At 68.8% G+C, this 760-nt stretch carries 1 protein-coding gene; it reads right to left on the bottom strand.

Annotation, left to right across the window (positions count from 1 at the left end):
• On the bottom strand, positions 1-585 hold a 585-nt coding region (locus AC1DYG_RS18665), incomplete at its 3' end, for a glycerate kinase (protein ID WP_477641364.1).
• Between the last annotated feature and the right edge of the window lie 175 nt (positions 586-760).

Here is a 760-nt window from a genome sequence, read left to right as displayed (position 1 = left end):
GCTCAGGTCCACCCGCCGCGCGCCGCGCAGTGGGCCGCCGCCGCGCGTGACGTCGTTTCCCTCGGCGTCGAGTATCCGAACGCCGAGCGCCTGCAGCATCCCGGCGCCGCCGTCGGTCGACGCGCTGCCCCCGAGGCCGATGACGATCTCGCGAGCGCCCCCCTCCAGTGCTTGCCTGACAACGGTGCCGAGCCCGAAGGTGCTGGCGCCGAGCGGGTCCGGCACCCCGCCGGGGAGGGCTTCGAGTCCGACCGCAGATGCGAGTTCCACCACGGCAACCGATCCGCGCGCCGCGTAGGTGGTCGAGATCGGCTCACCGGTGGGGCCGGTGGTGTCCACGAGGACGGGCGACCAGCCCGAGGCGACGGCGGCGGCGACAGTGCCGTCGCCACCATCTGCCACCGGAGCGCACTGGACCTCCAGGGTGGGGTCGCCCGCCACCAATCCGGCGGCGAGGGCGTTCGCGACCTCGGCTGCGGTCAACGATCCCTTGAACTTGTCGGGCGCCACCACCACACGTTTCATGGTGGCCACTATCCAGCAGCAATTTCGACGATGCACCTCGTCCAGGCCACGGGAGTTCACGCAGATCACGATGGGGTGAGCCGAGGTAACGATTGCGCACAGACCCCGTCATTGCATGCCACCGGTAATACCGTGCTTGTCAGTGTGACCCAAGTTACTGATGTGACGGAGGTTGATTCTGATGCGCGAAACCCAGCGACCCCCACGGCGCTCGTTGCGCTCACTGGTGCTGCTC

The sequence above is a fragment of the Pedococcus sp. P1_H8 genome, assembly GCF_056405175.1.
This window is presented reverse-complemented; position numbering and strand designations above follow the sequence as displayed.